Below are 24,314 nucleotides of genomic sequence, written 5' to 3'. Positions count from 1 at the left end.
CTGGTAGGTGTCGACCTTGGTCGACACGATGGGCGCAGAAGAATTGTTTCGCCCATGAAAAAGCCCGCCGGTATCCGGCGGGCTTCTTCGTCTACTGGGGTCGGATCCCTTTCCTTCAGGGAAAGGGCTCTGACCCCGGATGCACGGGCATCAGGTCCAGCCGAACAGCTCGAACAGCTTCAGGATCAGGTAGGCACAGCCGCCGGCGGCGGGGATCGTGAGGATCCAGGCCCAGACGATGCGCTCGATCACGCCGAACTTCAGCGAGCGCGGGTTCTTGGCGAAGCCCACGCCCATGATGGCGGTGGAGATGCTGTGGGTGGTCGAGACCGGCATGCCGAAGTGGGCGGCCAGGGTCAGGATGGTGGCCGAGCTGGTCTCCGCGGCGAAGCCGTGGATCGGGTGCAGCTTGACCATCTTGTGGCCCAGGGTCTTGATGATCTTCCAGCCGCCGGAGGCGGTACCGGCAGCCATCACCACCGCACAGGTCAGCACGATCCACATCGCAATGCCGTCACCGGCATGCGCGTCCGGGTGCATGAAGGCCAGCCACGAAGGCAGGTCATTCAGCGCGCCAGTGGCTTCGGCACCGATCAGGGTCATGGCAATGATGCCCATGGTCTTCTGCGCGTCGTTGTGGCCGTGCGCGAAGCCCATGTAGGCGGCCGAGGCGATCTGTGCCTTGCCGAAGAACGCGTTGACGATGCGCGGGCGGGCCAGACGACCGATGGCACCACCGATCTTGGCCAGGCCGGCAATCAGCGCCCACAGCAGCACCATCACCACGATGCCGAGCAGGAAGCCGGCGATCGGCGAGGTGATCATCGGCACGAACACCTTCCACAGCAGGCCTTTGTTCTGCGCCCAGTTGCCCAGGCGCTCGGACCAGATGAGTGCGTCCCAGTTGTTGTGGGCAGCGGCCAGGCCGGCGCCGCACAGGCCACCGATGAGCGCGTGCGAGGAGGAGGACGGCAGGCCCTTCCACCAGGTGATCAGGTTCCAGATGATGCCGCCCAGCAGCGCGCACAGGATGACCTGCGGGGTGACATCCACCACGTTGGTGTTGAGCAGGCCCGAGGCGATGGTGAGCGCGACCGCGGTGCCGGTCAGCGCACCGATCAGGTTCATGCCCGCGGCCAGCATCACCGCCCAGCCGGGCGAGAGCACCTTGGTCGCCACCACGGTGGCAATGGAATTGGCGGTGTCGTGGAAGCCGTTGATGAACTCGAAGACGAGCGCGGCCAGGATCACCACCAGGACAAGGGTCAACATGCGGCGGCGTCCGTCAGCTGTTCTTCAACACGATCTGGTAAGCCACCACGCCGGCTTCGCGGCAACGGTCGATGGCCTTTTCCAGGATCTCGAAGAATTCCTTCAACAGGAACATCTGCAGGTTGTCCAGGCGACCGGAATAGATGTCGCGGTACAGCTCGAGCATCAGGCGGTCGGCCTCGTTTTCCAGCGAACGCAGCTTCTCGTTGAGCGCGGTCATCCGGTCCAGGTTCATGTGGCGCAGGTCGGCCACCATCTCCACCACCACATTGGCAGCCTGTTCCAGCATCGCCGCGCGCGGCGCGAAGTCGATGTGCTCCAGGTGGGTCGTGGCCAGCGAATAGCGATCGGCGAACTTCTCGATCTGCTTGGGAATCTTGTACAGCGCCGAGCCCAGCGCTTCGATGTCCTCGCGCTCGATCGGGGTCATGAAGCTGTCCACCAGCGCCTGGCTGATCTTGTCCGAGGCGGCGCGCTCGCGCAGGCGGGCCAGCTTGAAGGCGTCCAGCGCGGGCTGGCGGTCGGCCTCGCGCAGCATGGAATGCAGCGCCTTGGCGGCATCGGAAGCCGCGACGGCAGCCTCATCAAGCAGGGTGTAGAACTGTTTGCCGGAACCGAAAATGGTCTGCAGAGAGAACATTGAGAAACCTGTCAGCCGTCGCGGGAAGGACGGCACCAGGACGAATTATGACGGCTAGATGACCATCTCGGGTATCCCCGCCCTGCGAGGGGGCTCGAAAACCCCCAACCTGAACAGGCAGTTGCCACCGGGCCATGCGCCTTTGCTAAGATGCCAGCGCGCCCTCGGGCGCACCTTATGGACGACGACCCTTACCCCCCTGCGCCGCGCCAGGCCCCGTTCCTGAGCGCCTGCCGCCACTGCAAGCACCCGCCCTCCCTGCCACCAACCGGGGACGACGCCCGTGTTTGAGATCCTGATTGTCCTGGCCCTGATCGTGTTCAACGGCTTCTTCGCCATGTCCGAGATGTCGGTCATGACGTCGCGCAAGAGCCGCCTGAAGCAGATGGCCAGCACCTCCAAGCGCGCAGCCAAGGCGCTGGAACTGTCCGAGAAGCCCGAGAACTTCCTGTCCACGGTCCAGATCGGCATCACCCTGGGCGGCATCCTTACCGGTGTCTACGGCGGCGAGGCCATCGGCAACAGCATTGCCCACCACCTGCAGGTGATGTTCCCGTCCCTGGCCGACACCATCACCCTGTTCGGCGAGCCGCAGCCGCTGTCGAACCTGATCGGTAAAACGCTGGCCGTCGCGCTGATCACCTTCCTGACCCTGATTTTCGGCGAGCTGGTGCCCAAGCGCCTGGCCATCACCCGGTCGGAAGACATCGCCGGCATGGTCGCGCTGCCGATGGGCTGGCTGGCCCGCATCGCCTTCCCGGCGGTCTGGCTGCTGTCGCACTCGACCCGCCTGGTGTTGCGCCTGCTGGGCCTGGGCAAGGACGAGGCGGCCCAGGTGACCGAAGAAGAGATCCGCATGCTGGTGGCCGAGAGCCACGAAGCCGGCGTGATCGACACCCACGAACGCGACATGATGAACCGTGTCATGCGCCTGGGCGATCGTACCGCCGACAGCCTGATGACCCCGCGCAACCGCATTGCCTGGCTCGACACCCAGGCCGGCCTGGAGCGCAACCTGGAAATCATGGCCGAGCATGAGTTCTCTCGGTACCCGGTACTGCGCGACAACGATATGGACGTGGTCGGCATCCTGGAACTGAAATCGCTGGCCACGCGCATGGCGCGCGGTGACAACGCGCTGTTCCAGACCCTGCGCGAGCCGCTGTACGTGTCCGAATCGACCCACGCGATGAAGCTGCTGGAAATCTTCCGCGAGGAACAGCAGTCGATGGCACTGGTGGTAGACGAATACGGCGAGATCCAGGGCCTGGTGACCATCAGCGACCTGATGGGTGCGGTGGTCGGCCGCCTGCAGGCGGTGGAGAACGCCGATGAGGACGCCTTGGTGGTGACCCGCGAGGATGGCTCGCTGCTGGTGGACGGCTCGCTACCGATCGAGGACCTGCGCGAACTGATCGGCAGCAACGAACTGCCCGATGCCGAGGATGGCGATTACTACACCCTGGCCGGCATGTGCATCCATTACTTCGGCCGCATTCCGCATGCGGGCGAGTACTTCGACTGGGCAGGCTGGCGCTTCGAGGTGGTGGACCTGGATGGCGCGCGCGTGGACAAGCTGCTGCTGCGCACCCTGTCCGACGAGCAGGCCGATGAGCTCACCGCCTGATTCCAGCCAGGCGCCGGACAACGGGCCGGGCGGCGAGCGCCCGGTCTATCGCAACGAGGGCATCCGCACCCTGCTGGCGATGTTCGCCGCCGGTGACCCGGCCGAGCACATGCCGCTCGGGCAGATCCTCAAGGACCTGCAGCAGAGTGCCTTCGGCGTGTTTCTGTTCGTGGCCATCCTGCCCTCCTTCATTCCGATCCCGGGCATGGGCGGCGCGGTCAGTGGGCCGCTGGTGGTCCTGATCGGCCTGCAGATGCTGTTCTGCCGGCGCAAGCCCTGGCTGCCAGGCTTCATCGCCAGGCGTGGGCCGAAACGCGGGACCATGCACCACTTCCTGGAACGCATCGACCGGCCGCTGCGGCGGCTGGACCGCATGCTCTCACCGCGCATGCCACAGCTGCTGGCACCGCTGCTGGCGCACGCATTCACCGGCCTGCTGCTGGTGCTGCTGGGCGTGCTGCTGTCGCTGCCGATCCCGTTCACCAACTTCCTGTTCGGGTTCCAGTTGCTGCTGTTCGCGCTGGCGCTGCTGGAACGCGATGGCGCGCTGATGCTGTTCAACTGGATTGCCGCGCTGGTGGCCATTGCCTTCTTCGGCTTCAGCTCGGGGCAGCTGGTGGGTTACACGGTCGAACTGTTCCAGCGCTGGTTCTGAGCGCCGCCATCCACAATGACTGGTAGAGCCGGCCGCTGGCCGGCTGTCAGGATGTCCGGGTTGCCGGCCAGCGGCCGGCACTACCGACGCAGCGAAGCCTCAGCGCCTTGCATGGTAGAGCCGGCCGCTGGCCGGCTGTCAGGATCGCGCCGAAGCCTCAACGCAGGTCGATGAATCCGTTGTCGCCCAGCTGCGCCGGTTCGTCCTGCACCGCTGACAGCACGAACGTCAGCGCCTTGCCCAGCAGCGTGCCAGGACCATCCCAGTATTCGGCCGAATCAGCGCGCACGTGGATCAGCCGCAGGTTCGGATCGTCCTTGCCACCCGGGAAGAACAGCTTCATCGGCGGCGACCACAGTTCTTCGATCTTCGCGCGGTCATCGACAATGCGCGCGCGCCCGGCCACCGACACATACGTGTTCTTCGATGCCGAGGCATAGGCCACGTTGACCCGCGGATTGAGCGCGATCTCGGCCACCTTCGGGCTGTCGGCGGCGGTGGCGAACCAGAGGTCACCATCGAAGGCCACCTGCTGTGTGCCCAACGGCCGGCTGTACAGGCGGCCGTCGACGCCGATGGTGGTGAACATCGCCACCTCCACGTCCTTGATCAGTTCGGCCAGCTGGGCAATGTGTTCGGCGCGGGTCTCGGCCATCGTGGGGGGCTCCGGAATAAGGAGCCCCCATCAGACCCGGTGCCACCGCAATGCACCGTGATGCAGATGTTCAGCCGGCGTGGCGGGCGTGCCAGGCCTGCATGGTCAGCTCGAACGAGCGCAGGCGTGCGCGGTGGTCGTACAGGTTGGCGGTCAGCATCAGCTCGTCGGGCTTGTGCCGCTCGACGAAGGCCGCGATGCCCTCCGCCACCTGCTGCGGGTCGCCCAGCACGGTGCAGGCCAGCGCACGCTCCACGCCGAGCTTCTCGTGGGGTTCCCAGAACGTTTCGATATCGTCGATCGGCGCAGGGATCCGACCCGGGCGGCCGCGGCGCAGATTGACGAAGCTCTGCTGCTGGCTGGTGAACAGCCGCCGCGATTCGGCCTCGCTGTCACTGGCGACGACATTCAGGGCCAGCATCGCGTGCGGCTGCTTGAGCGTGGCAGAAGGACGGAACTCGCGGCGATAGACCGCCAGCGCTTCGTCCATCGAATCCGGTGCGAAGTGCGAGGCAAACGCATACGGCAGGCCCATTGAGGCCGCCATGCGCGCACCGAACAGGCTGGAGCCGAGGATCCAGGTCGGCACCCGCAGGCCGCCGCCAGGCACGGCCTGCACGGCCTGGCCGGGTTGCACCGGCTCGAAGTAGTGCAGCAGTTCGCGCACGTCCTGCGGGAACTGGTCGGCGCTGTCGAAGTAGCGGCGCAGCGCGCGTGCGGTGGGCTGGTCGGTGCCGGGGGCGCGTCCCAGGCCCAGATCGATGCGGTCCGGATACAGCGAAGCCAGCGTGCCAAACTGCTCGGCCACCTGCAGCGGCGCGTGATTGGGCAGCATGATGCCGCCGGAGCCCACGCGGATACGCTGGGTGCCGCCGGCCACGTGACCGATCAGCACGGCGGTGGCCGCACTGGCGATGCCGGGCATGTTGTGGTGTTCGGCCAGCCAGTAGCGGCGGTAGCCCAGCGCATCGGCGTGCTGGGCCAGTTCCAGCATGTTGGCGAAGGCGGCGGTAGTATCGCTGCCCTCGCAGACCGGGGCCAGGTCGAGGATCGACAACGGGATCATCAGGCGTATTTCCGTCACAAGATGCCCCCTTGCATGGGGTCGGGACGGGGCCACGGCCAGTGACGGTGGCAGGATGCTGATTCCTGCGGCACGGGTTAAGGACCCGCCGCGCTCGATCTGGTAGTGCCGGCCGCTGGCCGGCAGACAGCGTGCCGTGGCAGCCGGCCAGCGGCCGGCGCTACCCAGGCGCGGTCAGAACGCGCTGGGGCGCGGCTTGGCCAGCGGCTGGTCGACCAGCGGCTGCAGCGCTGCATCCAGCGCCACGCGCTCATCGAACACAAAGCAGCGGCCTTCGTAACCCTCGCCGCCCACTTCCTCGAAATAGCCGAGGATGCCGCCATCCAGCTGCAGCACATTGTCCATGCCATCGTTGGCCATCCACAACGCGGCCTTTTCGCAGCGGATGCCGCCGGTGCAGAAGCTGACCACGGTGCTGTTCTTCAGCGCCTCGCGGTGCGGTGCCAAAGCCTCCGGCAGATCGGTGAACTTGTGGATGGGCAGCACCAGCGCGTCCTTGAACGTGCCGAACTCCACTTCCTGCAGGTTGCGCGTATCGAGCATCACCACCGGCTTGCCCGCATCGTCATGCCCCTGGCGCAGCCAACGCTGCACGGTGGCAGGATCCACCGCAGGTGCGCGCGGGTACTGCAGCGGCTGGCCATCATCGCGGCGGAAGCTGATGATTTCGTCTTTGACTTTGGCCTTCAGCCGCGCGAACGGCTGGTGCTCACTGAAGCTGGTCTTGACCCGCATGTCGGCAAAACGCGCATCGGCGTGCAGGGCCGCATAGAACCCTTCGATGGCCTCGGGTGCCCCGGCGAGGAACAGGTTCAGCCCCTCGCCCGCCACCAGGATCGTTCCACGCAGCCCAGACGCCTCGGCGCGCGCCAGCAGCTGGTCGCACAGGACCTGGGGGGCGTCGATGACGGCGAAGTGATAGGCAGCGGTATTGGCGATCATGCCGTCATTTTAGCGCCTCGCGCCGGCACGGACAGATTCGGGGGTCAGCGCCCTCCGCGCGGCGGAGGGCGCTGCCCCCCCCTTGCCGGCCAACGGCCGGCAAGACCGTGGGTGCCTCAGCCGCGCAGCAGCACGAACGGCAGCAGCACCAGTGCTGCCGCAACCCCCATGCCCAGCAGCACCAGCACCACGAATACCGGCCGCCGCCGCAGCAGGCTGCCGAACGTTTCGGCCGTCCCGTCGCGCAGGGCCTGCTCACGCTCGGCACGCACGCGCACCCCACGCGCCGCCTGGTAGTCGGCCATCAACGCCTTCGCCCGCGGCTGGTCGGCATCCTCGCTCAGCCACAGGCCGCCGTTGGAAATGCCCCACGGACTGGGTTCGGTGCGGTACCAGGCGATGCCATGCTGGTCCAGCAGCGCGCATACATCGGCATATTCATCGTCCCCGACATTGCGGAGATTGAGCAGGAGTTTGGCCATGCAACCATGATACCCGGCGCCGATGCGCTACCCTTGCCGCCCCCGACACCGCCCATTCCGGAGACGCCCGATGCGCCGCCTGCTGCTACCCCTGCTGCTGTCCCTTGTCGCCGCCGGCTGTGCCCGCGAACCGGCCGGCCCGCCACCGGGTGGCACCCTGACCACCTTCGAGCGCATCGACACCCAGGTGGGCACCGGCGCCGAAGCCGTGCCTGGGCAGAAAGTGACCGTGCATTACACCGGCTGGATCTACGACCAGCGTACCGAGAGCAAGCATGGCAAGACGTTCGACAGCTCGCTCGGCCGCGGCGAACCGTTCACGTTTGCGCTTGGCGCCGGCCAGGTCATCCGTGGCTGGGATGAAGGCGTGGCGGGCATGAAGGTGGGCGGCAAGCGCACGCTGATGATCCCGCCGGCCTATGGGTACGGCGACCGTGGCATCGGCCCGATTCCGGCCGGTTCCTCGCTGGTGTTCGATGTCGAGCTGCTCGATGTCAAACCGTGATGCATCGCCGGGCCGGGTTGCCGTCGTCGGCGGCGGACCGGCCGGCCTGTTCGCCGCCGAGCGCCTGCGCTCGGCCGGGCTGGACGTCGACCTGTACGAAGCCAAGGGTTCCCCTGGCCGCAAGTTCCTGATCGCCGGCAAGGGCGGGCTCAACCTGACCCATTCCGATCCGCGACCGCTGTTCGACAGCCGCTACCGCGAACAGGCGCCCGCCGTCGGCCAGTGGCTGGATGGCTTCGACGCACAGGCCCTGCGGGACTGGGCTGCCGGCTTCGGCGTGGAGACCTATGTCGGCAGTTCCGGCCGCGTGTTCCCGGTTGATCGCAAGGCTGCCCCGCTGCTGCGCGGCTGGGTACGACGCCTGAAGGAACAGGGCGTCCGCCTGCACGCCAACCACCGCTGGACCGGTTGGAATGATGACGGCGCGCTGTGCTTCAGCACCGAAGAAGGCCCGGTGGCCGTGCAGGCTGATGCCACCCTGCTCGCACTGGGCGGCGGCAGCTGGCCACAACTGGGCAGCGATGGCGCCTGGGTGGAGCCGTTGCAATCGCGCGGGGTCGATATCGCGCCGCTGCAATCGGCCAACTGCGGCTTCGACGTGGAATGGACGCCGTTCTTCGCCCAGCGCAATGCCGGTGCGCCGCTGAAACCGGTGGTCGCGCACTGGATCGACCTGCAGGGTCAGCCGCAATCGCTGCAGGGCGAATGCGTGGCCAGCGCCTATGGCATCGAAGGCAGCCTGGTCTACGCGCTGGCGGCCGACCTGCGCGAGACGATCAACCGCGACGGACACGCGACGCTCTGGCTGGACCTGGTGCCGGGCCGTGATGAAGCACGTCTGTTGGCCGACCTGTCGCGTCCACGCAAGGGCCGCAGCTTCGGCGAGCATCTGCGCCGCCAGGCAGGGCTGGATGCGGTGAAGGCGGCCTTGGTGTTCGAGGTCCTCGGCAAGGAGGCCGGCCATGATCTGCCGGCCGTGGCAGCTACGCTCAAGCGCCTGCCACTGCGCCTGCTGCGGCCGCGCCCGATGGCCGAGGTGATCAGCACGGCAGGCGGGGTGCGCCTGCAGGCGCTGGATGAAGGCCTGATGGTGCGCGCCCTGCCCGGCGTGTTCTGTGCGGGCGAGATGCTGGACTGGGAGGCGCCGACCGGCGGCTACCTGTTGACCGCGTGCTATGCCAGTGGCCTGCGTGCGGCCGAGGGTGTGATCGGGTGGTTGGCCGGGCGGTGACCGCGGGTTTCGTAGAGCCGAGCCCGTGCTCGGCTTGATCGACAACAGCCGAACATGGGCTCGGCTCTACAAAAACAGAGCAGTCGAGCAAGCTCGACGCTACGAGGGCCGGTGCATGCGCACCGAGGCCAGGGCGACACCACTGGGGTGCGGGTACGCTTCGGCAGCCCCAGGCACGAAACCCTGCCGTTGATAGAACGGCACGGCATTGAGCGAGGCCGACAACACGACGTCCCGCGCGGGATCGGCCATTGCCAGCAGGCACTGCATCAGCGCCTGGCCAATGCCCTGCCCTCCCTTGTCCGGATCGACGAACAGCGCGTCGATCTCATTGCCGGCGGCATCGAACACGCCGAACCCCAACAGCCCTCCAGCAGCGTCCTCGGCCACGACACAGCCGCCCTGTGCCAGCAGGCGCGCGTACTGCGCCGGCGGCGGCGACGCTGACCACGGCGCGATGACATCAGGCGGATAGTGGCTGCTGCAGGTTTCGCGCACACAGCGCGTGCGCAGCGCCCACAGTGTGGCCACGTCATCGGGGGTGCCGGTCCTGAAGTGCATGACATCTCCTTGTAGAGCCGAACTTGCTCGACTGCTTCTGTTGATCGAAAAGCAGTCGAGCACCGCTCGACTCTACCCACAGCGGCTACCGCGATTTGCTGGCGCGGAGTGCCTGGATGCGCGGCGGCGGCTGAAACGAATCGCTGCGCGCTTCGGCCCAGAACGAGTGGAACACCGCATGGTCCGGCACCTTGTGCAGCAGCTCGCCGGGTTCCAGGTAGCGGTACAGCGAAGCCAGCGAACGGATCTCGACCGGCGAAACGCGGCGCAGGATGTGCTCCGGCCCGAGTTCGGCCGGGTCGTTGAGGCCGGCAGCGCACAGCAGTTCCTTCAGCGCATGCAGCGTGTGCTCGTGATAGCTGTGCACACGCGTGGCCTTGTCCGGCGCGTCCAGGTGCTTCCAACGGGCCGGGTCCTGCGTGGCGATGCCGGTCGGGCACTTGTCGGTGTGGCAGCTGAGCGACTGGATGCAACCCAGTGCGAACATGAAGCCACGGCCGGCATTGCACCAGTCCGCACCCAACGCAATGGTACGGGCGATTTCAAACGCGCTGGTGATCTTGCCTGCCGCACCAATGCGGATGCGCTCGCGCAGGTCCAGGCCCACCAGGGTGTTATGCACCAGCAGCAGCGCCTCGTGCATCGGCACGCCCACATGATCGACAAACTCGGCCGGGGCCGCGCCGGTGCCGCCCTCGGCGCCATCGACCACGATGAAGTCCGGCAGCAGACCGGTTTCCTGCATGGCCTTGGCAATGCCGAACCATTCCCAGGGATGGCCGATGGCCAGCTTGAAGCCGACCGGCTTGCCGCCCGACAGTTCACGCAGGCGGGCCACGAACTGCAGCAGTTCCACCGGCGTCGAAAACGCCGAATGGCGTGAGGGCGAAACACAGTCCACGCCCATCGGCACGCCGCGGGTCGCGGAAATCTCAGCGGTCACCTTCGGCGCCGGCAGCACGCCACCATGGCCCGGCTTGGCACCCTGTGACAGCTTGATCTCGATCATCTTGACCTGATCGTGGGTGGCATTGGCGATGAAACGCGCTTCGCTGAAACCGCCCTTCTCGTCGCGACAGCCGAAATAGCCCGAGCCGATCTCCCAGACCAGATCGCCGCCCATTTCCCGGTGGTAGGGCGAAATCGACCCCTCGCCGGTGTCGTGGTAGAAGCCACCGCGTCGGGCTCCCTCGTTCAGCGCTCGAATCGCGTTGGCCGACAGCGAACCGAAACTCATCGCCGAAATGTTGAACACACTGGCCGAATAGGGTTTCGCGCAATTGGGGCCGATCAGCACACGGAAATCATGGGCCGCAATGGTGGTCGGCGCCAGCGAATGGTTGATCCACTCATAGTCCACCGCATACGTGCTGCGCAGCGTACCGAAGGGCACCGTGTCCATTTCGTTCTTGGCGCGCTGGTAGATCAACGCACGCTGCTGGCGCGAGAACGGCACGTCCTCCAGATCGCTCTGCACGAAGTACTGGCGGATTTCCGGGCCGATCGATTCCAGGCCGTAACGGAAGTGCGCCATCACCGGGTAGTTGCGGCGCAGCGTGCTGCGCTTCTGCAGCAGATCCCAGGTGCCCAGCGCGACCATCGCGGCGGTCAGGCCCACGCCCCAGTACCAGGCGGGCCAGATCGTGGCCAGCCACAGGCACAGGGGAAACAGCAGGATGGCGAGCAGGTAGACGATATACCGGTGCATGGCGTTCCTCGGTTGCAACCGCCCCAGTCTACCGCCCGGGCGTCTACAGGCGGTCGTCGACCACGCTGCGCGGCCAGGCTGACTTCACGTCGTAGACCAGTCCGCCCGGCGCCAGCAGCGCGCGGATGCGACCTTCATCCAGCGTTTTGAAGCTGGCGTGGGCAACGGCCAGCACCACGGCGTCGTAGTGCCCGGCCTGCGGCTCGGCCACCCAATGCACGTTGGCATCGGCCAGCGCTGCCGGTCCCACCCAGGGATCGCTCACGTGCACCTGCGCACCGGCCGACTGCAGGCGTTGCGCCAGTTCCAGTGCGCGGCTGTTGCGCAGGTCCGGGCAATCTTCCTTGAAGGTCACCCCCAGCACCAGAATGCGCGACTGCACGGCATCGCGGCCGCGTTCGGCCAGCATCGCCAGCACGCGCGTGGCCACGTGCTCGCCGACCCGGTTGTTGACCTGCCGTGCGGTATGGATCAGATCCGGGTGATACCCCACGCTCTCGGATTTGTGCAGCAGGTAGTACGGGTCCACGCCAATGCAGTGGCCGCCCACCAGGCCCGGCCGGAACGGCAGGAAATTCCACTTGCTGCCGGCAGCGTCCAGCACATCCTGGGTGTCGATGCCGAGGCGATCGAAGATCAGCGCCAGCTCGTTGACCAGCGCGATGTTGACGTCACGCTGGATGTTCTCCACCACCTTGGCCGCTTCGGCCACGCGCATCGACGGCGCCGGGAACGTGCCGGCTGCGATGATGCGCTGGTACAGGCCATCAACCACGGCTGCCACTGCCGGCGTTGAACCGGAGGTGATCTTGCGGATGTCGGCCAGGCGGCGCTGGCGATCGCCGGGGCTGACCCGCTCCGGGCTGTAGCCGCAGTAGAAATCTTCGTTGAAGCGCAGCCCGGAACCTTCTTCCAGCAGCGGCACGCACACTTCCTCGGTGGTACCCGGGTACACCGTGGATTCGTAGATGACCAGATCCCCCGCACGCAGGTGGCTGGCCACCAGGCGCGTGGCCGAGCGCAGCGGCTCCAGGTCCGGCTGCTCGTAGGCGTCGATCGGCGTCGGTACGGTCACGACGTAGATGTTGCAGGCGTCCAGCTGCGCCGGGTCGCTGCTGTAACGCAGCTGCACAGCGGCGGCCAGCTCCTCCGGCTCCATTTCCAGGGTGTGATCCTGGCCACTTTCGAGTTCGGCGATGCGCGCTGCATCGATGTCATAGCCAAGAGTAGGAATGTGCTGGCCAAACGCCACCGCCAGAGGCAGGCCGACATAACCCAGCCCGATCACCGCCGGCAGCGGCCGCTGGGCAGCGCCGATGGGCGCACTCATGCGCGATGCCTCAAGCGCAGCGACAGGGTCTTGGGCATCCGGATTTCCGAGCGGGAGACAAACATGCTGCAAGGGTAACCGCCCCGGCGGCGACAGGCCACGCCGGGCTCAGGAACCCAGGCTCACCGCGGCCGGTTCGAGCTCGCCGTGGCCGCCGGTCCAGGCCCGCAGCAGCAGCGCGAACCCCTGGCTGCCCGACGCCTGCGCGTTGTCGAAGCCCTGCCAGGGCGCGTCCACGATGCTGTCCAGCGTGGCAGGGTCGATCCTGCGGTTGGCCATGGTCCAGCGCGGGAACCAGCGCGACGGCAGCTCGCCTGCGGCCAGTTCGCTGATGCTGCCGTGGCGACGTGCATTGAGGATGCGCGCGTGCACCGAGGCCACCCCATCGCGCGGCCCTTCGATGTACTGCAGGAAGCGGGTGCCATCGAACATCAGCACGCCGGTCACACCTGCCATGCGGTTGAAGGTGGTCGCCTCGGCCAGCAGCGCATCAAGATCGGGCGCATCCAGCCCTTCCCTGGCCATACTGACATAGGCAAACGCATGCAACGCCATCTCCAACGCTCCCCCTTCCCCTGATACAGGCAAATATGACAGGAAGCGCGAGGACTTCAAGCGCTGCCTATTCCGGTGGCGCCTCGATCACGTAGCCGCGCTGCGACAGTTCTTCAAGGTAGCCCTCACCCAGAAGCAGGCTCACCGGTACCGTGGCGAACGTGGCCGCATGCCTGCCAAGTGATGCCTCGGCCGCCTGCACCCAGCGCGCCCGCACCTGCTGCCCCATGTTGCTCCAGCCACGGCGACGCACGAACTCGGAATCCTGCAGTGTCTCCCGGCAGCTCTTCGCCATCGGCGATGAAGCAAGCCGCTTCAGTACGGCGACATCGCCCAGCGCCCAGGCATTGGCCCGCTCGCGCAGCACCGATGCCTGGAATTCCACGGTATCGAGCGTGCGCTCGAAGCAGGCACGGTCATCCACCTCCGAAGCCTGCAGCTCCTTCAACGCGCCGCGGATATCGTCGATCTTCAACTTCACCTGCACGTCCTCCGGCGCCAGGCCATGCGCTTTGTAGACACGCTTGAGCGCGTCCCTGACCGGCCTGCCGTCACGCAGGCCATTGCGCTTGAGGAACGCCTGGTACAGGCGGTTGGACGCCACCAGCGGGCGATCTTTCTCCACACCACGATCATTGCCCAGGTAGGACTGCTTCAGGCCCAACCAGCGTGCATACGTCGGCGCCGGCAGCAGCTGGTCCAGCGTGCGCCCCTGTGGGTCGCGCGTGGTCTTCTTCGCCAGCGGCAGCAGGGTCAGACCCTTGAAGAAACCGATCTTTGCATCCAGTCCGAAACCCGGTTCGCCCAGCACATGGTCAACGCCGGCAATGGTGCGTTCGACCTCGTCCGAACGCCATTCCATGCGTGCCGGCAACGGCGACACCGTGCCCAGGATCCACAGTACATGGCCCTGCGCGTCCGTCACCTTCCACAGGCCCGGGCCCGGCTGTTCGCCGGTCACCTGCACCGTATCCAGGTCGACCACCGCGCCACCGGGTGGCACCGGCGGCGCCGACTGTGCCGCGGCCGACACCCCCACGGCCAGTACCAACACCCACCGCATCCACTGCCTGTCACGTCCGTGCATGTCGCCATTCCTGGGAGAGTGGGCGGACTGTAACCAGCGCCGCAATCCACTGCGTAAAGGCCGTGTTATCCGCCGGCAGGGGCCATGATTCCGCTACAATCGGCGCGCGCTTCAGGCCCGGATGGCGAAACTGGTAGACGCATCGGACTTAAAATCCGCCGGGGGTAACCCCATGCCGGTTCGATTCCGGCTCCGGGCACCACTTCGTCAAGGAACGACATCCATGCAAGGTCACCGCCCAGGGTTGGCGCTGCTGATGGCCATGGCCGCCGCAAGCACTGCCGCCGCCCCACTCGCACCGCTGCCGGTTCTGGAAGTCGCTCCCGCCAGCACGCGTACGCTGTCGCCCTCATTGATCGCTTCGCGCGTTGACGAAGTGCGGCGCCTTCACCGCGGCATCCTGGTGCAGCGCCACTGCGACCCAGACGACACACTTGCCCGCAGGCAGGACCAGGCCTTCGCGCTCGACACGCACCGCGAGCTGGTGTTCATCGGCTGCATGGCCGGCGCGTACAACGCCAGCGCCGTGGCATTCGTCGTTGAACGCGGCAAGGTGGCTGATGCCCATGCGCTGCACTTTGTCGTGGCCGGGGTGCCTGCCATCGACGACGACATGCCCGCCTTCGAGCTGCAACGGCTGGGCTGGCCGCACTACGACCCTGCCCGCCAGCGTCTCACCGAAACCACGTTCTACCGCGGCGGCGGCGATTGCGGCCATGCCGCCAGCTGGCGCTGGGACGGCACGGCCTTCCAGGCCGAAACCGTGCAGCTGCAGCCCGACTGCCTCGGTGGCGAGCCCGGTGACTGGCCGACCGTGTTCCGCACCGCAAGCAGCCCGGCCAAAGTGGCGCGCGAATTCGGGCCCGCGCGCGACGCCACGGACCCGCGCTGACCGCTGCGCTCAGATCGCCCGCGAGTAGCGCGGCTGTTCGTGTGCGGCCCGCAGGTACGGATCAAAGCACATCGCCAGCAGGCGCAGCAGGGGTCGTCCGGCCTCACTGCTGCGCACCACACCGTCGCGGTACTCGGCCAGGCCATCCTGCTGCAGGCGTTGAACGGCCTGCAGATCCGGGGCGAAGTACTCCTCGAACCGCACCCCATGGCGCTGCGCCAGCGCGCGCCCATCCACTTCGCCCTGGCACATCAGCTGCTGGATCAGTTCGGCGCGCAGCTGGTCGTCGTCACTGAGCGCCACGCCGCGCCAGACCGGCAGCTGCCCCTGGTCCACGGCGGCCTCCCACGACGGCAGGTCGCGCGGGTTCTGGCTGTAGGTGGCGCCGACGTGGCTGATGGCACTGACCCCCAGGCCCAGCAGATCGGTGTCGGCATGGGTGGTGTAGCCCATGAAATTACGGTGCAGCTGGCCGGCACGCTGCGCGCGGGAGAGATCCTCTTCAGGCAGCGCGAAGTGATCCATGCCGATGTACTGGTAACCGGCCGCCGAGAGGCGCTCCACCGCCAGCCCGAGCAGGGCCAGCTTGTCTTCCGGCGAGGGCAGCCGGCTTTCGTCGATCTGCCGCTGCGCGCGGAACAGGTGCGGCAGATGCGCATAGCCGTACACCGCCAGGCGGTCCGGGCGCAGGGCCAGTACCAGTTCCAGGGTGCGCCCAAAGCCCTCCAGGTTCTGCCCCGGCAAGCCGTAGATCAGATCGACGTTGACCGATCGCATGCCGCTGTCACGGCAGGCCCGCAGGATATCCAGCGTCTGCCGCACGCCCTGCACGCGGTTGATGGATTCCTGCACCTGCGGATCGAAATCCTGCACGCCCAGGCTGGCGCGATTGAAACCCAGCCGCGCCAGCATCGCCACATCGCCGGCATCGATGAAACGCGGGTCCAGTTCGATGGAGAAATCGCGCTGTGACGCGTCACTGAAACTGAAACGACGCCGCAACCCCTCCACCAGCGTGGTCATCGCCTCGGCATCGAGGAAATTGGGCGTGCCACCACCCAGATGCAGCTGGATCACCTCGCGTCCGTCATCGAACTGCGGCGCCAGCAGATCAGCTTCGGCCAGCACCCGTGCCACGTAGCTGTGGCCACGGCCGCGATCGCGGGTGATCACCCGGTTGCAGCCGCAGTAGAAGCAGGGGCTGGAACAGTACGGCACGTGCACGTACAGCGACAGGGCACGCGCCAGCGGGTTGCTGTCAGCGATCGCCCGGCGCAGGGCCGGCGCATCGAAACCTTCGTGGAAGTGCGGCGCGGTCGGGTAGGAGGTATAGCGCGGCCCCGGCCGGTCATGCCGGCGCAGCAGATCGGGGTCGAAAGTCCAGGCCAGGCCTCCGGCGGCGGGAGAGAACGTATCCATGACGCCAGCATCGCGCTGGTGCCCTGCCCCCGCCTTGACCTGGATCAATCCTGGCGGCGGGCGCCCAGTACCGGCAGGCCTACCTGTGGCCAGCGCAGCATCTGGTAGCGGCGCCAGAAGGTATCGGCGATGCGCTTGGCGACGTCGTCGGCCAGCGCCTGCATCGGCGGGTTGCCGCACTCGGCGGTGGTGATGTGGAACAGCACCAGCCAGCGGTCGAACAGATCCTTGTCGAGATCGATGGCCATGTGCTTGGACATCGGCGAACCGCTGAAGCGCCGGGTGCCGCGCAGCATCGCCGACCAGAAATCGACCAGCTGGGCCAGGTGCGCGGGCCAGTCATGCACGTGCCCGTTGAACACCGGCCCCAGCCGCGCCTCCTCACGGACCCGCGCATAGAAGTCATGGACCAGGCGGGTCACTTCCTCTTCGCTGCACAGCGCAAGCGAGGCAACGGGAAGCTCGGTCAGGGGAGATGCGTTCATCGGGTTACCCAGTACGAAACGGCAGTGCGCCGTCGGCGGCGGCGGCCGCTGTTGATCCAGATCAATGTCGGCACGGTCAGGCGTGCCTAGGCTGACGCGCTTGCAGGACGCATGCCCTGCAGATGCTGCGCCAGCCACGGCGGAGTATACGCGCCGCCTTCTTCCTCGACCCGGAACAGCATGAACACACCTTCATCCGGCCGCCGCCAGCGGCTCATCCAGCAGTGGGGCGCGATCCTCTGGCCCAGCTTCATCGCCGCCGGCCTGGCCAGCGTGGTGTTCTTCGCCTTCGTCGACCCGCTGCGCCTGCAGGCGATCAGCTTCCCCGGGAGCGTGATCAGCCGCGAGCTGGGCTACACCGCCGGCTTCTTCATGTTCTGGGCAGTCACCCTGCTGTCCAGTGCGGTGACCGGGTACCTGCTGCGCCCGCTCAGCGATGGCGACGACGACGAGCTGCCCCTGGGATGAGCTGCGCCGCGCCCTCCCCGAGGCGCCCCTGGCGCTGGCGTGGCACCCTCGGCATGACGCTGCTGGCGCTGTTCTACGCGCTGCCATGGTTGCGCTGGGACGGCCGCCAGGCGCTGCTGCTGGATCTTTCCGCACGCCGCTTCGATCTGTTCGGCTGGACCCTGTGGCCGGATGACGTCGGCGCGCTGCTGGGCCTGTTGGCGGTCCTCGCCGTGGGCCTGGCCCTGCTGACCCACCTGGCCGGCCGGGTCTGGTGCGGGCACGCCTGCCCGCAGACGCTGTGGATGCGCGCCTTCGATGGCATCGCCCGCACCCTGCAGCGACGGCTGCCGCCGCCGCTGGCCACGTTCGCCACCCGCCTGTGCTGGTTGCTGCTTGCCGTATGGACGGGCATCACTTTCGTCGGCCTGTTCAGCCCCATCCATGGCCTGCTGGGCCTGACCGCCGAAACCGGCTGGAGCCGCTGGACCGCGTTCTGGGTGCTGTTCTACGCGGCCGCCACGTACGGCAATGCCGGTTTCCTGCGCGAGCAGGTGTGCCGATCGCTGTGCCCGTTCGCGCGCCTGCAGCCGCTGCTGACCGATCCGCACACCCCGCGCATGCTCTATGACGCACGCCGCGGCGAACCGCGTGGCGCACGGCCTTCCGGGCAAGGTGGCGTGATCGGTCGTGGCCGTGGCCTGCTCGATCCGGTGACCGCCCAGGATTACGTGTTCCGGGCCGCCCACCCGTTGCTGGCCGGGCCGATGCCTACGTTCAGCGCGGACCGGCTGGGGGATTGCGATGACTGTGCGGCCTGCGTGGTGGCCTGTCCGATGCAGCTGGATATCCGCCATGGGCCGCAGGCCGACTGCCTGGCCTGCGGCGCCTGCCTTGAAGCGTGCGCGCAGCAGCAGCACCGTGCCGGCTTCGGCGCAGGGCTGGTGCGCTATTGCAGCCCGCAGGCCATGGCCGGGCAAGCGCGTCGCTGGTGGCGCCCACGCACCACCGCACTGGCATCGCTGCTGCTGGCCCTGCTTGCCTGTGGGGCCTGGCGCCTGTTCTGATCCAGCGCGCCTGGCTCAACGCGGGCGACGGTCGCCCGGCGGCACCAGCTGCGCGCGGCGGACGATGCCGAGCTGCTCGATGATCAGTGCCAGATCATTGGTGACGTCGGTCCGCTCGGTTCCCTGCGGAACCAAGCGATCCAGCACCTGCTGGTAGGTATCCCAGAACGCCGGACCGCATCCGTGTTTGTGATAACTGGCTTCCAGTTCGCGGCGTACCCGTTCAGCCAAGCCATGCATGCCGTATTCCATACGACCTCCGTTGGACTTGTCCTGCATCGTTGACGGTCTACCGATTCACGTGCGTGCTACTGAAAGACTCCCGGCCTTCACAACCGGCTGATGCCAATTAGTCATAATTTTCACGACAGGTCAATTACAGGAGGCGACTTTTGTGATTGAAATTATTAATCGTTCATGATCCTGCCGGAATCCCGTCCCCCTCTCCCGGTCGTGGCAAAGCCGACACTCCCCCGATGCGAGCGCCCTGCGGCCCGTCGCCACGCCTTGCGCCATTGATTTCAACTATCTCGATAAGAGCGCTTAACAAAATGCTTTAACCGCGTTCCGCGCGACATTTTTAGTCGTAAATCAGATGGTTTTCGCTTGATCGCTCGTTTCTGCAGGAAACAGACCGGGATAGCGCTGCTGAAGCATGTAGCGCCGCAGGCGGGGGATCGGAACGTCGCGAGGCCATTGCGAGACAGCGGATCTGCTGATTCCAAAGAGCTTTGCCAGCTCTGCGTCGGTCCCGAGGCCCAGCCGCGCGCGCACGTGACGCTTGCACCAAATTTCGTCCATTTTCGATCTCTTTCGTCATCAGACTTATTTTGGTGGCAAGCAATCTTTTGAATCCACGCGTTAAGCTGGCTTGCATAGATGAATACTCTTGGACAACGACTCGCCGCCGCCATGAAGGATGCTGGCCACCCCCGCCCAGCCGATCTGGCCCGCGCCGCCGACAGCACCACTGCCACCGTCAGCAACTGGCTCAATGACAACGTCAAAGCTAACCACGTAAAGGCCGAACAGCTTTTCCGCATCGCCGATGCGGTGAAGATGGACCCGCGCGAACTTCTGTTCGGCCCGGTCGAGGGCGCGGTGGGCGAACGTGGCACCGCCTACATGTATCTGCCCAGCGAGGCCTACCTGGATGTCTGGGAGACCGCCTACGAAATGGTGGCGAACATCCTGGATCGACGCGGGATCGACGTCGGTCTTCGCCGGCAGGCCTCGCTCGGGCTGATGGCCAACGATCTGCTGCGCGAAGGCATCAGCCGCAACAAAGTGGCCCGCGTCGTGGCGACCGCGCTGCCCTGACCGGCCCTGCGCAGCATCGCCGGGCACTGGTAGCATGGTGGGCGATGGGGATGGGGCTCCCCCGACAACCGCCTGAGATGGCTGATGGCTCCTGTTGTTGACGAACCCGGCGTTCGTCGATGGCAGGGCGTGCCCGCCATTGCGAATGCCGTCGATCCTGCGAACCAGCACTCGAGGCAACCGATGCAAGCACTGAACAACTATCTCCTGGTCTTCCTGGGTGGCGGCGCGGGCGCATGCCTGCGCCACGCCTGCAACCTCATCGGTGCGCGGGTCACCGTCGGCAGTCCATGGCCCTGGTCCACCTTCCTCATCAACATCAGCGGCGCGCTGCTGATGGGCGTGGTGGTGGAGGCATTTGCCCTGCGCAATGGCGCCTCGCCGCAACTGCGACTGCTGCTGACCACCGGCATTCTGGGCGGCTACACCACCTTCTCGACCTACTCCCTGGAAATCGGCCTGCTGCTGCAGCGCGGCCAGCATGGGCTGGCGGCGCTCTATGCAGGCGGCTCAGTCGCACTTGGCCTGGCCGGGCTGTTTGCCGGCATGAAACTGGCCCGCCTGGCGCTGGCCTGACCGCTCAGGCGGCGGTGGCGCGATCCAGCTCGCGCCACTGCCGTGGTGACTGCCCGGTGTGCGCCTTGAACGCACGTGAGAGCGCCGCCTCGCTGCCATAGCCCACTTCATCGGCAATCCGCTTCAGTGGCCGCCCCTGGCGCAGGGCCTGCTGGGCCAGACCCACTCGCCAGCCCTGCAGATACTGGCCCGGGGTGGTACCCATGGCCTCGCGGAAGCTCGCAGCGAACACACTGCGCGACATCCCGGCCGTTTCGGCAAGGTCCTCCAGTGTCCATGCCTGCGCCGGCGCCTCATGCATGGCCACCAGGGCCAGCCGCAGGCGGGGGTGGCCGAGCCCGGCAAACAGCCCGCCACGCATCTGCCCCCCTTCCATCAGCTGGCGCAGCACCTGGATCATCACCACCTCGAACAGGCGGTTGACCATCACGGCACGTCCGCAGCGCTGCTCGAATGCTTCCTCGAACAGCAGATCCAGCACCGCGCTGCCGCCGTACAGGTCGGTCAGGGGCAGGCAGATGAAATCCGGCAGCGCCGCGCTGATCGGATTCAGCCGCCCGCCCTCGAAATGCAGGTTGGCGCAGGCCATGTCGGCCCCGTGCTGTGGATCGGTGGTGAACCGGTGTGGCATCGGCCGCGGGTACAGCAGCAGGCTGGGCACATCCACCTGCACGGTCTGCTGGCCATGGCTCACCTGCACCGGCCCTCGCCGCACCAGATGCAGCTGGCCCGCGTCGTCTTCGCCCTGCAGGCTGTTGATGCCGCACAGTGCGCCGGCATGGAACACCGAGGCATTGACGGCGAAACGTTCCAGCAGGACGGCAAGGCGGTCGACCATGACAGGACTCCGGATCAAGAGGATCAGATCTGATGCGACATATCGTATCGGATCCGGCGCAATCGTGGCCGGCACTGGCCCGCGCCCGGGGGCGGCGCTATACAGGCCGTTCATCCGCAAGCATGGAGGCACCGATGTTCACGCGCATCGCTCTGGTCCTGGCGACCCTGTTGTTGACCACGACCACCCCCACGCATGCCGGACCACCCAACCGGATCGAACAGCTTGCCTGGCTGGCCGGCTGCTGGCAGCTGGACGGGCAACCGGCGGGCGCGGGCGAACAGTGGTCCAGCCTGGCCGGGGGCACGTTGTTCGGCACCAGCCGCAGCCTGCGCGATGGCCGCACGGTAGGCTTTGAATTCATGTCGCTGCGCCAACATGACGATGGCCGGCTGGTGTTCACTGCCCTGCCCCAGGGCCGCGATGCCACTGACTTCACTGCCACGCGGATCGACGCCGATGAAGCGGTGTTCGAGAATCCGGACAACGATTTCCCGCAGCGCATCCGCTACCGTCGCGTCGATGGCCAGCACCTGCACGCGCGCATCGAGATCGCACGCGACAATCCACGGCAGGCGATGGATTTTCCGATGCACCGCGTGGCCTGCACAGCACCGGAGAACCGCGCATGAGCGTGCCGCACCTGCTGTTGCGGTTGCCGCTCGCCCTGGCCCTGCTGCTGCCCGCCACGACACAGGCCGCTGCGCCGCCAGCGCCACGCACACTCAGTGGCGTGCTGCAGGGTGCGCCATGGCGGCTGGATGTACCGGCACGCTGGAATGGCGAACTGGTGCTGCTGGCCCATGGGTACGAACCGGTCGGTGCGCCTCGCGCAACGCCGATGGCCGCCGCTGACAGCACCCAGGCACTGCTCGACGCGGGTTACGCCGTGGCCCAGAGTGCCTATTCCAGCCAAGGATGGGCGGTGGCCGATGCAATGGCTGACATGGAGCGCCTGCGCCAGCACGCACTGACCGAACTGAAGCGGGTTCGTCACACCTGGCTGCTGGGCTTCTCGATGGGCGGCGCGGTCACTGTGGCCAGCCTGGAGCAGCATCCCCAGTCGTATGCTGGCGGTGTTTCACTGTGTGGCGCCAACCTGCCCGGCGAAACGCTGGCCGCGGACCTGCTGACCACTCTGGTGGCGTTCGACTACTTCTTTCCCGCGGCCGAGGGCCTGCCCGCCGCCGGCCTGCTCTCGAACGAGGCCGCTGCGCTGCCGCAGATGGCGCTGTACCAGGGCATCGCCACCGCGCTGGCGACAGGACCGGCGCAGGCCACGCGGCTGGCCGCGCATCTGCAGGTGCCACCCGACGCGCTGGCCGGAGCCATCAGCCTGCACGCCCTGGTTCTGCACGAACTGGTACACCGCGCCGGTGGCCTGCCGGTGGGCAACGACGGCACGGTCTACAGCGGCTTCGGCGATGATGCGGCCTTCAACGCGGGCGTGCGGCGCGTGCAGGCCACTGCCGCTGCGCAGGCATACGTGCACGACCGGCTGTCGCTGACCGGCCGGCTGCAGCGGCCGCTGGTGATCCAGTTCAACCATGCCGATCCGACCATCGTGCCGCGCATGCAGTCGGTGTATCCACGGCTCGTCGCGCAGGCCGGCAGCGCAGCGAAACTGCGCGTACTGCCGGCCGTGGGCGAAGGACATTGCGACTTCAGCGGCGCGCAGGTGGTGGACGCGCTGGAAGCGGCTGCCGCGCACTGAAAGTCACGCCCGCACGCAGCGGCGCGGGCGCAGCGTTACGATGGCAGGATGACGCGGCCTGTACCGCGCCCCCCATCCACTGCACCGTGAACCGATGGCCTTCTTTGAACGACTGAGCGACACCCGCTACCTGCCGACCTCGCACGTGGGCGGCGCCTGGAACACCCAGGAACAACACATCGCACCGGCGATGGGCCTGCTTGCCCATCATCTTGAGCGCGATGCCGCCGCGCGCGGCCACGGTTTCCTGATCGGCCGCCTGTCCTATGACATTCTCGGCACCATTCCGATCGAAGAGATGGAGACGCACGTGCAGGTGCTGCGTGGCGGTCGCACCATCGAGCTGGTTGAAGCCACCCTCACCCACCACGACCGCGCGGCACTGCGCGTGCGGGCGTGGCTGATGCGCCCGAACGACACTGCCAGCATTGCCGGTACGCCGCTTGCGCGCATTGCCGCCGCCGAAACGATGCCCGAATGGGACCCGGCCACGGTGTGGCCGGGCGGCTTCATCGAGAACGTACAGATCCGCCGCAATGACCAGGGACCAGGCCGTGCAACCTACTGGGCACGCGCGAAGCAACCGCTGCTGGACGACGAAGCCGTCAGCCCGCTGGCACGTGCTGCCACCCTGTTCGATCTGTCCAACGGCATGGCCGTGCGCGCCAACCCGAAGGAGGTCGCCTTCCCCAACCTGGATTTGACCGTGCATCTGTTCGGCACGCCACAAGGGGAGTGGCTGGGCTTTGACACCTCGGTCTCGTTCGGCAGCGAAGGCATCGGCCTGACCAGCACCGTGCTGCACGACGAACGCGGCCCGATCGGCAGCATCAGCCAGGTGCTGACCGTGCGCCCCTGATCGTAGACCGGCCAATGCAACGGGCGGCGTCAGCCGCCCAGCGTGCCCATGGTGAACGTATACCCCGAGCGCATCAGGAAATCGCGCATGCGCAGTTCAGCGCGGCGCGGTGATGGCAGATCGGAAGGGCCATACAGTGCGTAGACCACGCCGGAGCCTTCGATGCGCTCACGGCGCACGCCGCAATGGCGCGTCTCGGCGGCGATCACCCAGCCGTCCTTCAGTTGGTCCGGCCCGATCGACTGACCGTTCTTGAGCCGGAATGTCAGCCAGCGCACATCCGCAGTGGATCTGCTCATCGTTGGCCTGCCGCGTGCTGCATGCGGTGTTGCATGTCCCTGCCTGCCATTGCTGCCCCCGAAA

The 24,314-nt window shown here is 66.8% G+C and carries 29 protein-coding genes, 1 tRNA gene and 1 riboswitch; of the genes, 13 read left to right on the top strand and 17 right to left on the bottom strand.

Translation table 11 applies throughout. From position 1 onward, the window contains the following. Positions 1-150: 150 nt before the first annotated feature. Positions 151-1,272 (bottom strand): inorganic phosphate transporter, encoded by a 1,122-nt coding sequence (locus tag C1924_RS07445; RefSeq protein ID WP_108764721.1) that lies wholly within the window; start codon positions 1,270-1,272, stop codon positions 151-153. A gap of 13 nt (positions 1,273-1,285) precedes the next feature. Next, positions 1,286-1,912, bottom strand: coding sequence for a DUF47 family protein (locus C1924_RS07440; protein ID WP_108764720.1), 627 nt, complete (start codon positions 1,910-1,912; stop codon positions 1,286-1,288). Between the two features lie 283 nt (positions 1,913-2,195). Between C1924_RS07440 and C1924_RS07435 the strand changes: the two genes are divergently transcribed. After that, on the top strand, positions 2,196-3,539 hold the full coding sequence (locus C1924_RS07435; protein WP_108764719.1) for a hemolysin family protein: 1,344 nt from the start codon (positions 2,196-2,198) through the stop codon (positions 3,537-3,539). Beyond that, entirely contained in the window at positions 3,523-4,194 is a 672-nt protein-coding gene (locus tag C1924_RS07430; RefSeq protein ID WP_108764718.1) for an exopolysaccharide biosynthesis protein, read from the top strand. Before C1924_RS07435 ends, C1924_RS07430 begins: the two co-directional genes overlap by 17 nt. 157 nt (positions 4,195-4,351) lie before the next feature. Here C1924_RS07430 and C1924_RS07425 read toward each other — a convergent pair whose 3' ends face one another. The 4 genes from C1924_RS07425 to C1924_RS07410 all read right to left on the bottom strand — a co-directional run bounded on the left by C1924_RS07425 (position 4,352) and on the right by C1924_RS07410 (position 7,357). Next, positions 4,352-4,849 (bottom strand): pyridoxamine 5'-phosphate oxidase family protein, encoded by a 498-nt coding sequence (locus C1924_RS07425; protein WP_108764717.1) that lies wholly within the window; start codon positions 4,847-4,849, stop codon positions 4,352-4,354. Between the two features lie 70 nt (positions 4,850-4,919). Continuing rightward, positions 4,920-5,915 (bottom strand): LLM class flavin-dependent oxidoreductase, encoded by a 996-nt coding sequence (locus tag C1924_RS07420; RefSeq protein ID WP_108764716.1) that lies wholly within the window; start codon positions 5,913-5,915, stop codon positions 4,920-4,922. A gap of 192 nt (positions 5,916-6,107) precedes the next feature. Further along, positions 6,108-6,875 (bottom strand): sulfurtransferase, encoded by a 768-nt coding sequence (locus tag C1924_RS07415; RefSeq protein ID WP_108764715.1) that lies wholly within the window; start codon positions 6,873-6,875, stop codon positions 6,108-6,110. 116 nt (positions 6,876-6,991) lie between these two features. Continuing rightward, on the bottom strand, positions 6,992-7,357 hold the full coding sequence (locus C1924_RS07410; protein ID WP_108764714.1) for a DUF6164 family protein: 366 nt from the start codon (positions 7,355-7,357) through the stop codon (positions 6,992-6,994). 70 nt (positions 7,358-7,427) lie between these two features. Between C1924_RS07410 and C1924_RS07405 the strand changes: the two genes are divergently transcribed. Together C1924_RS07405 and C1924_RS07400 are read left to right on the top strand one after the other, a co-directional pair. Then, positions 7,428-7,862, top strand: coding sequence for an FKBP-type peptidyl-prolyl cis-trans isomerase (locus tag C1924_RS07405; RefSeq protein ID WP_108764713.1), 435 nt, complete (start codon positions 7,428-7,430; stop codon positions 7,860-7,862). Next, on the top strand, positions 7,849-9,093 hold the full coding sequence (locus C1924_RS07400) for a TIGR03862 family flavoprotein (protein WP_108764712.1): 1,245 nt from the start codon (positions 7,849-7,851) through the stop codon (positions 9,091-9,093). The genes C1924_RS07405 and C1924_RS07400 overlap by 14 nt, the downstream gene beginning before the upstream one ends. Before the next feature lie 99 nt (positions 9,094-9,192). Here C1924_RS07400 and C1924_RS07395 read toward each other — a convergent pair whose 3' ends face one another. The 5 genes from C1924_RS07395 to C1924_RS07375 form a co-directional block, all read right to left on the bottom strand. Then, positions 9,193-9,654 carry a GNAT family N-acetyltransferase gene (locus C1924_RS07395; protein ID WP_108764711.1) on the bottom strand — a complete coding sequence of 154 codons (462 nt, stop codon included), beginning with the start codon at positions 9,652-9,654 and terminating at the stop codon, positions 9,193-9,195. An 85-nt stretch (positions 9,655-9,739) separates the two neighbouring features. Beyond that, positions 9,740-11,362, bottom strand: a complete 1,623-nt coding sequence (locus tag C1924_RS07390) for an FMN-binding glutamate synthase family protein (RefSeq protein WP_108764710.1) — start codon at positions 11,360-11,362, stop codon at positions 9,740-9,742. A 43-nt stretch (positions 11,363-11,405) separates the two neighbouring features. Then, positions 11,406-12,692, bottom strand: a complete 1,287-nt coding sequence (locus C1924_RS07385) for a nucleotide sugar dehydrogenase (RefSeq protein WP_108764709.1) — start codon at positions 12,690-12,692, stop codon at positions 11,406-11,408. A 108-nt stretch (positions 12,693-12,800) separates the two neighbouring features. Beyond that, complete coding sequence (locus C1924_RS07380; protein ID WP_108764708.1) at positions 12,801-13,247, bottom strand: BLUF domain-containing protein; 447 nt, start codon at positions 13,245-13,247, stop codon at positions 12,801-12,803. A 67-nt stretch (positions 13,248-13,314) separates the two neighbouring features. Further along, entirely contained in the window at positions 13,315-14,334 is a 1,020-nt protein-coding gene (locus C1924_RS07375; protein WP_108764707.1) for a TraB/GumN family protein, read from the bottom strand. Between the two features lie 115 nt (positions 14,335-14,449). Between C1924_RS07375 and C1924_RS07370 the strand changes: the two genes are divergently transcribed. After that, positions 14,450-14,536: transfer RNA gene (locus C1924_RS07370), tRNA-Leu, on the top strand. 21 nt (positions 14,537-14,557) lie between these two features. Further along, on the top strand, positions 14,558-15,226 hold the full coding sequence (locus tag C1924_RS07365; RefSeq protein ID WP_159094765.1) for a DUF1176 domain-containing protein: 669 nt from the start codon (positions 14,558-14,560) through the stop codon (positions 15,224-15,226). A gap of 9 nt (positions 15,227-15,235) precedes the next feature. Here the strand turns inward: C1924_RS07365 and hemN are convergent, their stop codons facing one another. After that, on the bottom strand, positions 15,236-16,645 hold the full coding sequence (gene hemN, locus C1924_RS07360) for an oxygen-independent coproporphyrinogen III oxidase (RefSeq protein ID WP_108766997.1): 1,410 nt from the start codon (positions 16,643-16,645) through the stop codon (positions 15,236-15,238). Positions 16,646-16,689: 44 nt separating this feature from the next. Continuing rightward, positions 16,690-17,130 (bottom strand): group III truncated hemoglobin, encoded by a 441-nt coding sequence (locus C1924_RS07355; RefSeq protein WP_108764705.1) that lies wholly within the window; start codon positions 17,128-17,130, stop codon positions 16,690-16,692. 180 nt (positions 17,131-17,310) lie between these two features. Between C1924_RS07355 and C1924_RS07350 the strand changes: the two genes are divergently transcribed. Both C1924_RS07350 and C1924_RS07345 read left to right on the top strand, forming a co-directional pair. Continuing rightward, positions 17,311-17,598, top strand: coding sequence for a hypothetical protein (locus C1924_RS07350; RefSeq protein ID WP_108764704.1), 288 nt, complete (start codon positions 17,311-17,313; stop codon positions 17,596-17,598). A 53-nt stretch (positions 17,599-17,651) separates the two neighbouring features. Beyond that, the gene (locus C1924_RS07345) at positions 17,652-18,644 is read left to right on the top strand and encodes a 4Fe-4S dicluster domain-containing protein (RefSeq protein WP_254051232.1); all 993 of its coding nucleotides are present in this window, start codon (positions 17,652-17,654) and stop codon (positions 18,642-18,644) included. Between the two features lie 15 nt (positions 18,645-18,659). On the opposite strand, the gene C1924_RS07340 is transcribed toward C1924_RS07345, so the two are convergent. Next, entirely contained in the window at positions 18,660-18,896 is a 237-nt protein-coding gene (locus C1924_RS07340; protein ID WP_108764702.1) for a hypothetical protein, read from the bottom strand. A 339-nt stretch (positions 18,897-19,235) separates the two neighbouring features. Beyond that, positions 19,236-19,445: a Cro/CI family transcriptional regulator gene (locus C1924_RS07335; RefSeq protein WP_108764701.1), complete on the bottom strand. Its 210-nt coding sequence runs from the start codon at positions 19,443-19,445 to the stop codon at positions 19,236-19,238. Between the two features lie 78 nt (positions 19,446-19,523). On the opposite strand from C1924_RS07335, the gene C1924_RS07330 reads away from it, so the two are divergent. After that, entirely contained in the window at positions 19,524-19,964 is a 441-nt protein-coding gene (locus C1924_RS07330; RefSeq protein WP_254051231.1) for a helix-turn-helix domain-containing protein, read from the top strand. Between the two features lie 37 nt (positions 19,965-20,001). Then, positions 20,002-20,065: riboswitch (Fluoride riboswitch) on the top strand. An 82-nt stretch (positions 20,066-20,147) separates the two neighbouring features. Beyond that, entirely contained in the window at positions 20,148-20,540 is a 393-nt protein-coding gene (crcB, locus tag C1924_RS07325) for a fluoride efflux transporter CrcB (protein WP_108764699.1), read from the top strand. Positions 20,541-20,544: 4 nt separating this feature from the next. On the opposite strand, the gene C1924_RS07320 is transcribed toward crcB, so the two are convergent. Further along, positions 20,545-21,378, bottom strand: a complete 834-nt coding sequence (locus tag C1924_RS07320; RefSeq protein WP_108764698.1) for an AraC family transcriptional regulator — start codon at positions 21,376-21,378, stop codon at positions 20,545-20,547. A 134-nt stretch (positions 21,379-21,512) separates the two neighbouring features. On the opposite strand from C1924_RS07320, the gene C1924_RS07315 reads away from it, so the two are divergent. From C1924_RS07315 to C1924_RS07305, 3 genes are all read left to right on the top strand, one after another. Further along, a complete protein-coding gene (locus C1924_RS07315; RefSeq protein ID WP_108764697.1) occupies positions 21,513-22,010 on the top strand; it encodes a DUF6265 family protein in 498 nt (165 codons plus the stop codon). Further along, a complete protein-coding gene (locus C1924_RS07310) occupies positions 22,007-23,092 on the top strand; it encodes an alpha/beta fold hydrolase (RefSeq protein ID WP_108764696.1) in 1,086 nt (361 codons plus the stop codon). The genes C1924_RS07315 and C1924_RS07310 overlap by 4 nt, the downstream gene beginning before the upstream one ends. A 94-nt stretch (positions 23,093-23,186) precedes the next feature. Then, positions 23,187-23,951 (top strand): thioesterase family protein, encoded by a 765-nt coding sequence (locus C1924_RS07305; RefSeq protein ID WP_108764695.1) that lies wholly within the window; start codon positions 23,187-23,189, stop codon positions 23,949-23,951. Positions 23,952-23,980: 29 nt separating this feature from the next. Here C1924_RS07305 and C1924_RS07300 read toward each other — a convergent pair whose 3' ends face one another. Continuing rightward, positions 23,981-24,250, bottom strand: a complete 270-nt coding sequence (locus C1924_RS07300) for a hypothetical protein (protein ID WP_108764694.1) — start codon at positions 24,248-24,250, stop codon at positions 23,981-23,983. Positions 24,251-24,314: the final 64 nt, after the last annotated feature.

Source organism: Stenotrophomonas sp. ESTM1D_MKCIP4_1 (assembly GCF_003086895.1).
Taxonomy (GTDB): domain Bacteria; phylum Pseudomonadota; class Gammaproteobacteria; order Xanthomonadales; family Xanthomonadaceae; genus Stenotrophomonas.
This window is presented reverse-complemented; position numbering and strand designations above follow the sequence as displayed.

What these genes read in the sequence shown, in the direction of transcription:
- C1924_RS07305 (WP_108764695.1), top strand. Translation starts at nt 23,187, where the DNA reads ATGGCCTTCTTTGAACGACTGAGCGACACCCGCTACCTGCCGACCTCG.
- C1924_RS07330 (WP_254051231.1), top strand. Translation starts at nt 19,524, where the DNA reads ATGAATACTCTTGGACAACGACTCGCCGCCGCCATGAAGGATGCTGGC.
- C1924_RS07300 (WP_108764694.1), bottom strand. Translation starts at nt 24,250, where the DNA reads ATGAGCAGATCCACTGCGGATGTGCGCTGGCTGACATTCCGGCTCAAG.
- C1924_RS07440 (WP_108764720.1), bottom strand. Translation starts at nt 1,912, where the DNA reads ATGTTCTCTCTGCAGACCATTTTCGGTTCCGGCAAACAGTTCTACACC.
- C1924_RS07310 (WP_108764696.1), top strand. Translation starts at nt 22,007, where the DNA reads ATGAGCGTGCCGCACCTGCTGTTGCGGTTGCCGCTCGCCCTGGCCCTG.
- C1924_RS07420 (WP_108764716.1), bottom strand. Translation starts at nt 5,915, where the DNA reads ATGATCCCGTTGTCGATCCTCGACCTGGCCCCGGTCTGCGAGGGCAGC.
- C1924_RS07430 (WP_108764718.1), top strand. Translation starts at nt 3,523, where the DNA reads ATGAGCTCACCGCCTGATTCCAGCCAGGCGCCGGACAACGGGCCGGGC.
- C1924_RS07410 (WP_108764714.1), bottom strand. Translation starts at nt 7,357, where the DNA reads ATGGCCAAACTCCTGCTCAATCTCCGCAATGTCGGGGACGATGAATAT.
- hemN (WP_108766997.1), bottom strand. Translation starts at nt 16,645, where the DNA reads ATGGATACGTTCTCTCCCGCCGCCGGAGGCCTGGCCTGGACTTTCGAC.
- C1924_RS07315 (WP_108764697.1), top strand. Translation starts at nt 21,513, where the DNA reads ATGTTCACGCGCATCGCTCTGGTCCTGGCGACCCTGTTGTTGACCACG.
- C1924_RS07340 (WP_108764702.1), bottom strand. Translation starts at nt 18,896, where the DNA reads ATGGAATACGGCATGCATGGCTTGGCTGAACGGGTACGCCGCGAACTG.
- C1924_RS07395 (WP_108764711.1), bottom strand. Translation starts at nt 9,654, where the DNA reads ATGCACTTCAGGACCGGCACCCCCGATGACGTGGCCACACTGTGGGCG.
- C1924_RS07400 (WP_108764712.1), top strand. Translation starts at nt 7,849, where the DNA reads ATGTCAAACCGTGATGCATCGCCGGGCCGGGTTGCCGTCGTCGGCGGC.
- C1924_RS07390 (WP_108764710.1), bottom strand. Translation starts at nt 11,362, where the DNA reads ATGCACCGGTATATCGTCTACCTGCTCGCCATCCTGCTGTTTCCCCTG.
- C1924_RS07445 (WP_108764721.1), bottom strand. Translation starts at nt 1,272, where the DNA reads ATGTTGACCCTTGTCCTGGTGGTGATCCTGGCCGCGCTCGTCTTCGAG.
- C1924_RS07415 (WP_108764715.1), bottom strand. Translation starts at nt 6,875, where the DNA reads ATGATCGCCAATACCGCTGCCTATCACTTCGCCGTCATCGACGCCCCC.
- C1924_RS07380 (WP_108764708.1), bottom strand. Translation starts at nt 13,247, where the DNA reads ATGGCGTTGCATGCGTTTGCCTATGTCAGTATGGCCAGGGAAGGGCTG.
- C1924_RS07345 (WP_254051232.1), top strand. Translation starts at nt 17,652, where the DNA reads ATGACGCTGCTGGCGCTGTTCTACGCGCTGCCATGGTTGCGCTGGGAC.
- C1924_RS07350 (WP_108764704.1), top strand. Translation starts at nt 17,311, where the DNA reads ATGAACACACCTTCATCCGGCCGCCGCCAGCGGCTCATCCAGCAGTGG.
- C1924_RS07385 (WP_108764709.1), bottom strand. Translation starts at nt 12,692, where the DNA reads ATGAGTGCGCCCATCGGCGCTGCCCAGCGGCCGCTGCCGGCGGTGATC.
- C1924_RS07405 (WP_108764713.1), top strand. Translation starts at nt 7,428, where the DNA reads ATGCGCCGCCTGCTGCTACCCCTGCTGCTGTCCCTTGTCGCCGCCGGC.
- C1924_RS07425 (WP_108764717.1), bottom strand. Translation starts at nt 4,849, where the DNA reads ATGGCCGAGACCCGCGCCGAACACATTGCCCAGCTGGCCGAACTGATC.
- C1924_RS07320 (WP_108764698.1), bottom strand. Translation starts at nt 21,378, where the DNA reads ATGGTCGACCGCCTTGCCGTCCTGCTGGAACGTTTCGCCGTCAATGCC.
- crcB (WP_108764699.1), top strand. Translation starts at nt 20,148, where the DNA reads ATGCAAGCACTGAACAACTATCTCCTGGTCTTCCTGGGTGGCGGCGCG.
- C1924_RS07335 (WP_108764701.1), bottom strand. Translation starts at nt 19,445, where the DNA reads ATGGACGAAATTTGGTGCAAGCGTCACGTGCGCGCGCGGCTGGGCCTC.
- C1924_RS07355 (WP_108764705.1), bottom strand. Translation starts at nt 17,130, where the DNA reads ATGAACGCATCTCCCCTGACCGAGCTTCCCGTTGCCTCGCTTGCGCTG.
- C1924_RS07375 (WP_108764707.1), bottom strand. Translation starts at nt 14,334, where the DNA reads ATGCACGGACGTGACAGGCAGTGGATGCGGTGGGTGTTGGTACTGGCC.
- C1924_RS07365 (WP_159094765.1), top strand. Translation starts at nt 14,558, where the DNA reads ATGCAAGGTCACCGCCCAGGGTTGGCGCTGCTGATGGCCATGGCCGCC.